7 protein-coding genes are annotated in these 8,260 nt (G+C 70.8%); 3 read left to right on the forward strand and 4 right to left on the reverse strand.

The features are described from left to right. Positions 1-43: 43 nt before the first annotated feature. Together grpE and dnaK are read right to left on the reverse strand one after the other, a co-directional pair. Positions 44-682, reverse strand: a complete 639-nt coding sequence (grpE, locus tag AC1DXJ_RS18395; protein WP_477637613.1) for a nucleotide exchange factor GrpE — start codon at positions 680-682, stop codon at positions 44-46. Then, positions 679-2,586, reverse strand: coding sequence for a molecular chaperone DnaK (dnaK, locus tag AC1DXJ_RS18400; RefSeq protein WP_477637614.1), 1,908 nt, complete (start codon positions 2,584-2,586; stop codon positions 679-681). The genes grpE and dnaK overlap by 4 nt, the downstream gene beginning before the upstream one ends. Positions 2,587-2,876: 290 nt before the next feature. Here dnaK and AC1DXJ_RS18405 point away from each other — a divergent pair, with 290 nt between their 5' ends. After that, on the forward strand, positions 2,877-4,244 hold the full coding sequence (locus AC1DXJ_RS18405; protein ID WP_477637615.1) for a sensor histidine kinase: 1,368 nt from the start codon (positions 2,877-2,879) through the stop codon (positions 4,242-4,244). On the opposite strand, the gene AC1DXJ_RS18410 is transcribed toward AC1DXJ_RS18405, so the two are convergent. Together AC1DXJ_RS18410 and AC1DXJ_RS18415 are read right to left on the reverse strand one after the other, a co-directional pair. Then, positions 4,210-4,911 (reverse strand): response regulator transcription factor, encoded by a 702-nt coding sequence (locus tag AC1DXJ_RS18410; RefSeq protein ID WP_477614099.1) that lies wholly within the window; start codon positions 4,909-4,911, stop codon positions 4,210-4,212. The two genes, AC1DXJ_RS18405 and AC1DXJ_RS18410, sit on opposite strands and share 35 nt — an antisense overlap. Next, on the reverse strand, positions 4,892-5,692 hold the full coding sequence (locus AC1DXJ_RS18415; protein WP_477614100.1) for a phosphatase PAP2 family protein: 801 nt from the start codon (positions 5,690-5,692) through the stop codon (positions 4,892-4,894). Before AC1DXJ_RS18415 ends, AC1DXJ_RS18410 begins: the two co-directional genes overlap by 20 nt. Before the next feature lie 308 nt (positions 5,693-6,000). Between AC1DXJ_RS18415 and AC1DXJ_RS18420 the strand changes: the two genes are divergently transcribed. After that, a complete protein-coding gene (locus tag AC1DXJ_RS18420) occupies positions 6,001-7,005 on the forward strand; it encodes a lysylphosphatidylglycerol synthase domain-containing protein (RefSeq protein ID WP_477637616.1) in 1,005 nt (334 codons plus the stop codon). Then, the gene (locus AC1DXJ_RS18425; protein ID WP_477632803.1) at positions 7,002-8,207 is read left to right on the forward strand and encodes a glycosyltransferase family 4 protein; all 1,206 of its coding nucleotides are present in this window, start codon (positions 7,002-7,004) and stop codon (positions 8,205-8,207) included. The genes AC1DXJ_RS18420 and AC1DXJ_RS18425 overlap by 4 nt, the downstream gene beginning before the upstream one ends. Positions 8,208-8,260: the final 53 nt, after the last annotated feature.

Consider the following 8,260-nt stretch of genomic DNA (forward strand, 5'->3'; position numbering starts at 1 on the left):
GGTTTCGTTCCGAGTGGGTGGGAAACCTGCGGTCATCCCCTGGTCACTCAGGATCGGCCACGGCCACGCGCGCCGCCCGCAGGATCTGCTCCCCGGCGCGATAGCCGGGCTGCAGGACGCGCACGACCGTCGTCGAACCGGTGGGCTCCACGGAACCGTCCTGCGGCCAGGCGGTGTGCATCAGCGCCTCGTGCAGGGTCGGGTCGAACTCCTCGCCGATCGCGCCGTAGCGCTGCAGCCCGAACTTCGTGAGGGTGGACTCGAGCTTGTCGGCGATGGCGGAGAACGGCCCCTCGGTGAGGTCGCCGTGCTCCCGCGCAGCGTGGATGTCGTCGAGCACCGGCAGCAGCGCCTCGATCACCGACTGGGCGGCGCGCTCCTGCACGAGCGCCCGGTCGCGGTCCACGCGGCGCTTGTAGTTGACGTACTCGGCCTGCAGCCGCTGGAGGTCGCTGAGGCGTTCCGCCGCCAGGAACGTGTCCGGGTGGAGGTCGGACGCAGCGGTGTCGCTCCCCGACTCCTCGGGCGGCGTGCCCGCCTCAACGGGGGCCTCGTCGTCGAGGATGTCGCCGTCGAGGATGTCGTCGTCGAGGGGGGCCGCCTCGGCGGTGGTGGGCGCGACGGTCTCGTCGGCGCCCACCACCTCCTCGGCACCTTCAGCAGGCTGGTGCTGCTCGGTCACTTCTTGGCCCCATCGGTCTCGTCGTCCTCGACGACCTCGGCGTCCACGACGTCGTCGTCGGACGAACCCTCGTCGGCGGAGCCGGCGTCACCCGAAGGCGCACCGTCACCGGCGGCGCCGGCCTGCTCGGACTCGGCGGCCGCGGCATACATCGCGGTGCCCAGCTTCTGCGACTCCTCGGAGAGCTTCGAGCTCTTCGCCGAGATGTCCTCGGGCGTCGCGCCCGACTCCGGCTTGAGGGCCTCCTTGAGGTCCGCGAGCGCCGCGTCGACGTCGCCGCGACCGTCGGCAGGGAGCTTGTCGGCGTTGTCACCGAGGAACTTCTCGGTGGTGTAGACGAGGTTCTCCGCGGTGTTGCGGGCCTCGGTCTCCTCGCGACGCTTCCTGTCCTCCTCGGCGTGGGCCTCGGCTTCCTTGATCATCCGCTCGATGTCCTCCTTGGCGAGAGCCGAGCCGCCGGAGATGGTGATCTTCTGCTCCTGGCCGGTGCCACGGTCCTTGGCGGACACGTTGACGATGCCGTTGGCGTCGATGTCGAAGGTGACCTCGACCTGCGGGACGCCACGGGGCGCCGGCGCGATGCCACTGAGCTCGAAGGTGCCGAGCTGCTTGTTGTGCTGCGCGATCTCACGCTCGCCCTGGAAGACCTGGATGAGCACGCTCGGCTGGTTGTCCTCGGCAGTGGAGAAGACCTCGGAGCGCTTGGTCGGGATGGCCGTGTTGCGCTCGATGAGCTTGGTGAACAGCCCACCCTTGGTCTCGATGCCGAGCGAGAGCGGCGTGACGTCGATGAGCAGGACGTCCTTGCGCTCACCCTTGAGGACACCGGCCTGCAGGCTCGCGCCGACAGCCACGACCTCGTCGGGGTTGACGCCCTTGTTGGGCTCCTTGCCACCGGTGAGCTCCTTGACGAGGGTGCTCACGGCGGGCATGCGGGTCGAACCGCCGACGAGGACCACGTGGTCGATGTCGGCCAGCGCGATGCCGGCGTCCTTGATGACGTTCTGGAACGGCTGACGGGTCCGGTCGAGCAGGTCCTTGGTCAGCTGCTCGAACTGGGCGCGGCTGATCGTCTCCTCGAGGTGGATCGGGCCGTTCTCGGACATCGAGAGGTACTGCATCGACACGTTGGTGGTGGTCGAGGAGGAGAGCTCCTTCTTGGCCTGCTCCGCCGCGTCGCGCAGCCGCTGCATGGCGATCTTGTCCTTGGACAGGTCCACTCCAGACGTGTTCTTCACGGTGGTGAGGAGGTGGTTGACGATGCGCTCGTCCCAGTCGTCGCCACCGAGCTGGTTGTCGCCGCTGGTCGCGCGGACCTGGATGGTCGAGAAGCCGTCCTCGGGGTCCTTGCCGACCTCGAGGAGGGACACGTCGAAGGTGCCGCCACCGAGGTCGAAGACGAGGATGAGCTCGTCCTCCTTGCCCTTGTCGAGACCGTACGCCAGGGCCGCGGCGGTGGGCTCGTTGATGATGCGCAGCACGTTGAGGCCCGCGATCTCACCGGCCTCCTTGGTGGCCTGGCGCTCGTGGTCGTCGAAGTACGCGGGGACGGTGATGACCGCATCGGTCACGACCTCACCGAGGTAGGACTCGGCGTCGCGCTTGAGCTTCTGCAGGATGCGGGCGCTGATCTCCTGCGCGGTGTAGGTCTTGCCGTCGATCTCCGGCGAGGTCCAGTCGCGGCCGATGTGGCGCTTGACGGAACGGATCGTCCGGTCGACGTTGGTGACGGCCTGGCGCTTGGCGATCTCGCCGACCAGGACCTCACCGCCCTTGGAGAACGCCACGACGGACGGGGTCGTGCGACCGCCCTCCGCGTTGGCGATGATCGTCGGCTCCCCGCCCTCGAGGACGGCGACAGCCGAGTTGGTGGTACCGAGGTCGATGCCGACCGCACGTGCCATGGTGAATCTCCTGTGTGTCTGGGTTACGTTGGGTGGAGCTCTGGGTTGAGTTGCCTGCACTCAAGTTAGAAGCCGGTGTGCCGTGTGGCAAATCGAGGCGCCAAACTTGCGTTCACTCGACTCAACTTCGTGCGGCGCCGGGGTGTTCCCGCTCCCGCGAAGTTTCTCTTCGGACGTGCTGCCGTTCAGGGCCTGCTCAGGTGAGGAGCAGGTCGCGAAGGTAGAGTCCGGTGCGCACGATCCGAGCCGCGTGGTCTCCACCCCGGCAGACGCCCACGAGGGGGACCGACGTGAAGCGGTGGCGGTCCTGGTCGCTGCAGCGACGCGTGCTCGTCGTCGCCGCTGCCGTCGCGACGGTCGTGCTCGTGCTGGGCCTGGCTGCTTTCGGCCTGACTCTGGACCGCATCCTCTACCGCTCGGCGCAGGATGCCGCCCGGGTCCAGGCCGCCCAGGTCGCGGCGGTCGTGGCCGACGGTGAGGCGCCTGCCCGCGCCGCCCTCCAGCAGATCCCCGGCTCGGGCTCGATCCTTCAGATCATCGAGCGTCGCGGTGTTGTCGTGGCCTCGTCCGAGGTGGCCCAGCGGGCACCGATCACCAAGCTGCGCCCCGCTCCCGGCAGCGTCGCTGTCGACCAGGTCACCGGCATACCCGGGGAGACCGGTGAGCCGCACGCCATCGTGGCGCAGGGGGTCCGGGACCCGGCCGGCAGCGAGTTCGTGGTGGTGGTCGGCGCGCCACTCGACGTGGCCACCACCACGGTGCAGACCGCGACCGGACTGTTGGCGGTCGGGGCGACCGCCATGCTGGTGCTGCTGCTGTTCCTCATCTGGCGCATCCTCAGGCAGGCCCTGCGACCGGTCGAGAGGATCCGCAGCGAGGTAGACAGGATCACCCAGGTCCGCGGTCGGGGTCACCTCACGGTGCCGCCTTCGGGGGACGAGATCGCCCGACTTGCCGAGACGATGAACCTGATGCTCGACCGGCTGGAACAGGCGGACGCCACGACGCGGCGGTTCGTCAGCGACGCGTCGCACGAGCTGCGGAGCCCGCTTGCCACGATCATCGCCGCCATCGACGTCGCCAACCGGAGCTCGACCCCCGACGCTGCCCGCGACGAGGTCATCGCGTCCGAGGCGCTGCGCATGCAACGGCTCGTCGACGACCTGCTGACCCTGGCGAAGGCCGACGACGGACTACCCCTGTCCCTGCGTGAAGTCGACGTCGACGACCTGGTGGACGTCGAGGTACGACGGCTGCGCGCCACCGTGGAGTTCCCGGTCACCGGCTCGATCGCGGCCGCCCGCGTGACCGGCGACCCGGCGCGACTCAGCCAGGCGATCCGCAACCTCGTCGACAATGCCGCCCGGCACACCACCGGCGGCGTCGACCTCGGGGTGAGCGTCGAGGGTGGCGAGGTGGTGGTGACGGTGGACAACGACGGCCCACCGATCCCGGAGACCGAGCGGCAGAGGGTGTTCGACCGGTTCGCCAGGCTGGAGCAGGCGCGCGAGCGAGACCGCGGAGGCAGCGGGCTCGGGCTGGCGATCGTCCGCACGGTGGTGGAGGCCCACGGCGGCACTGCGCAGGCGGGCGTCTCGCCGACAGGTCAGTGCCGGTTCGAGATCAGGCTCCCCCGGGACCCGGGGCCGTCGACGTGACCGGCATCAGCCGGTATCCCATGCCGCGCACGGTCTCGATCGACGTCACCCCGAAGGCCGAGTCGATCTTCTTGCGCAGGTAGCCCACGTAGACCTCGACGATGTTCTCGCTGCCGTCGAAAGCCGGGTCCCAGACGTTCTCGAGGATCTCGGCCTTCGACAACACCGACTCGGGGTGGCGCATCAGGTAGTGCAGCACCGCGAACTCGCGAGCCGTCAACGAGATCTGGTGACCGGCACGGCATACCGTGCGCTTCGTCGGGTCCAGCTCGAGGTCGCCGACGGTCAGCGTGACCGGTCGGGCAGGGGCGCCCCTGCGCACGAGCGCTCGTAACCGGGCCACGAGCACCACGAAGCTGAACGGCTTGGTGAGGTAGTCGTCGGCGCCGAGCTCGAAGGCATCCGTCTGGTCGTACTCCCCGTCCTTGGCGGTGAGCATCAGCGTGGGCGCCCAGATCTTGAGGGAGCGGATGTTGCGCAGCACGTCATAGCCGTTGCGCCCGGGCAGCATGATGTCGAGGACGATCACGTCATAGGGGTTCTCGGTCGCCATCCACTGACCGGTGATGCCGTCGTGGGCCACGTCGACGACGAAGCCCTCGTTGGTCAGGCCGCGGCGGACCGTGTCGGCCAGGGCCAGCTCATCCTCAACGAGCAAGACGCGCATCGGACCCTGCCCCTCTGTCGGATCGACTCTCGTCGGCTCGGGTGTCGGTGGACTGCCAGCGCCCAGCGTAGGGCCGCAACAGGTCCGACAGTCGCCGCCCGAACAGCAGGACCACCGCCGCCGTCACGGCCAGCACGCACACCGCCAGCGCCCACGCGGCCAGCACGTCGGTCAGCCAGTGGTAGCCGAGGTAGAGCCGGCTGGCCCCGATCGCCCCACTGACCACGACCCACGCCGACACGACCAGCCAGCGGCGCGCCGCACTCCAGGCCCCTCGGAGCAGCAGACCGACGACCAGCCCGAAGAAGACCGTGGAGAAGGCCGTGTGCCCGGAGGGGAAGGAGTACCCCGAGTCGAAGGCGCCCAGCATCGTCGAGGCCGGGGGACGGGCGCGTCCGACGACGTGCTTGAGGGCGAGGGTCAACGCCGAGCCGACCACCATCGCACCGCCCACGACCGCTGCGGCGGCGAGGTCGCGCCGGCGGAGCACCAGCCACGCCACGACGACCAGGGTCAGCAGTCCGATCGAGACCTCGCTGCCGATCGCGGTCAGGGCGTGGGCCAGCACGGTGAGGACCGGGGTCCGGTGGCTGACGACCGCATCGGTGACGGCGGGGTCGTGGGCGGAGAGGTCACCGTGCTCGCCGGCGCCGTCCGCGAGCGCCACGACGCCGAGTCCCGCGGCGACGGCGGCCACGGCACACGCCACCACGGCGCCCGGGACCGAGGGGAATGGCGGCGTGCGTCCGGCCGACGTCGGCAGGGCGGCGGGGTGACTCATGGGCGGAGCTCCTCAGGGGTTCGGGTGCTCAGTGTCAGGCGCGGAGTCTGAGCGATTCCTGAGGAAGTGACTCCCGGGACTGGCGAGAGGACCCCTGCGAAGCTCATCGAGGTGACTCTCAGGAATGGCTCAGGTTCGAGGCATCATGGTGGACGGGGTAGCCACCGTGGGTACCTGCCGAACGAGGGGGTCCCATGGCAGCACTGGCAGCGCCGACGTCCCCACGGGCCACCCCGCCGGGTCGCGCTCCGGGGCGAGGGGCGCCGTCGGGTCGCGCCCCATGGGGCCGAGCTCCGTGGAGTCGCGCCGTGCTGCGTCTCGGTGCGGCGGCCGCCGTCATCGGGGCGGTGTTCGGGTGGGCCCTCCCCGCCCTCGCCGGAGCGCGGTGGTCCGCGATCGGCGGGGTGCTCGCCAAGGTCGGGACACCTGAGCTCGTGGTCCTCACGCTGGTCTGGGCCGCCGGCCTGGTAGCCCACTCCTTCGTCCTCACCGGCGCCCTCCCCGGGCTCAGTCGACGCCGTGCGCTGACCCTGAGCCTCACGGGCAGCGCGGTCTCGAACGTCGCGCCCATGGGCGGGGCCCTCGGGGTGGCGACCAACCTGGCGATGGTCCGGGCCTGGCGGTTCCGCGAGACCGCCTTCGCCGCCTTCACCGTGGTCACGAACATCTGGGACGTCCTCTCCAAGCTGCTGCTGCCCGTCCTTGCGCTCAGCGCCCTCCTCCTCGCCGGCCACGGCAGCGGGCACTTCGTGCGAACCACCGCTGCCGGGGCCGTGCTCCTGCTGGTGGCGGTGCTGGCCGCCGTCCTCGGTGCGCTGCGCAGCGAACGGTCTGCCAGCCGTTCCGTCGGCGCCGTGGTGCGGGTGCTCCGCGCACTGCTGCGCGGGAGGGGCGAGCGGTGGCTCGAGGGCGCCACCCGCGGCGTCCTCGAGACGCGTGCCCAGGTGTGCGCCGTTGCGGCCCGCACGTGGCCGCAGCTGAGCGCAGGAATGGGCGCCTACGTGCTGCTCCAAGGGGCGCTGCTCTGGGGGTGCCTGCACGTGGTGGCGGCCACCGTGCCCTGGTATGCCGTGCTGGCGGCCTTCGCGGTCGAACGACTCCTCTCGCTCGTCGTCGTCACACCCGGGGGCACCGGGACGGCCGAGGCGGGGACGGTCGCGGCGCTCGTTGCCCTGGGCGGCGACCCGCTGGCCGTGACATCGGGGGTCCTGCTCTACCGCGGCTTCATCTTCCTGCTCGAGATCCCGGTCGGTGCAGTGTGGCTCGGGGGCTGGCTGGTTGCCAGGAGCCGGATGGCCCGGGTGCTGCGATGAAGATCCTGCACACCACCGACACGTATGCCCCCACGGTGGGCGGGATCGAGGTGATGGTCCACGACCTCGCCGGCCGCCAGGCGGCCGAAGGGCACCAGGTCACCGTGCTGACCCGCACCGCCGGCCCGACCGGCCCCGGCGCGAACGGCGTGGTCGTCGTGCGTGACGTCCGCGCATCGCGGGCCCTGGCGTCGCAGGCGGACACCGTCCACTCCCACGTGTCGGCCATCTCCCCGCTCGCCCTGCGGACTGCGGAGTTCGCTGCTGCCCAAGGGATCCCGGTCGTGGCGACGGTCCACTCGATGTGGACGGGCACGTGGCCGCTGTATCGCGCGACCTCGGCGGTGCGGGGCTGGGCCGAGCTGCCGATCCAGTGGGCAGCCGTGAGCGAGGCGGCGTCCGAACCGCTGCGTCGCGCCCTGCGAGGTCGTCCCGTGCTGGTCCTGCCGAACGCCGTCGACACAGCGCTGTGGGCGCCCGCCGCCCGGCGCACCGCGCACGGCAGGCCCCTCGGGGCAGGCGGCGCCCCCACCGACCGCGAGGCCGGCCAGGTCACGATCGTCAGCGTCATGCGGATGACCCGCCGCAAGCGGCCGTTGCAGCTGGTGTCGACCCTGCGCCGGATGCGTGCGGCCCTTCCCCCGGACGTGGAGGTTCGCGTCGTGCTGGTCGGTGACGGACCCCAGCTCGGCCAGGTCAGGGGTCGGATCTCGCAGTGGGGCATGCAGGGCTGGGTGGAAGCGCCGGGAGCCTTGGCGCACGGGCAGATCCGGGCCCTCTATGCACGAGCCGACGTGTTCGTGGCCCCTGCCACGCTCGAGTCCTTCGGGATCGCAGCCTTGGAGGCCCGCGCGTCCGGCTTGGCCGTGGTCGCGCGATCCGGGACCGGGGTGGCCGACTTCGTCTCCGACGGCGTGGAGGGACTGCTGGCCGGCAGTGACGCCGAGCTGGCCTGGCAGCTGGTCCGGCTCTGCACGGATGCTGGTCTGCGGACGCGAATCCAGCGGTACAACACGTCTGTGCGCCCGGCATACGACTGGTCTGATGTCCTGTGGCGCACGGCGTACGCCTACGACGCCGCAGCCGAACGTGTGGCGGGCCCCCACCACACTGTCCCCGAGGGGACCTTGCACCTCGCCCGACCCCGGCGCGACCGATCCCCTACGGTCGCGGCCCGTGAGGTCGAGGGCGAGCCAGCCTGAACGGGTCCCCTGCCCGCAGGCTGGCGGGTGGCGTCCGGCGGTGGTGTCCCCTC

This window comes from Pedococcus sp. P2_D9 (assembly GCF_056404275.1).

Excerpts from the sequence above, each read along its gene's own strand:
- dnaK (WP_477637614.1), bottom strand. The coding sequence starts at position 2,586 with ATGGCACGTGCGGTCGGCATCGACCTCGGTACCACCAACTCGGCTGTC.
- AC1DXJ_RS18410 (WP_477614099.1), bottom strand. The coding sequence starts at position 4,911 with ATGCGCGTCTTGCTCGTTGAGGATGAGCTGGCCCTGGCCGACACGGTC.
- AC1DXJ_RS18425 (WP_477632803.1), top strand. The coding sequence starts at position 7,002 with ATGAAGATCCTGCACACCACCGACACGTATGCCCCCACGGTGGGCGGG.
- AC1DXJ_RS18415 (WP_477614100.1), bottom strand. The coding sequence starts at position 5,692 with ATGAGTCACCCCGCCGCCCTGCCGACGTCGGCCGGACGCACGCCGCCA.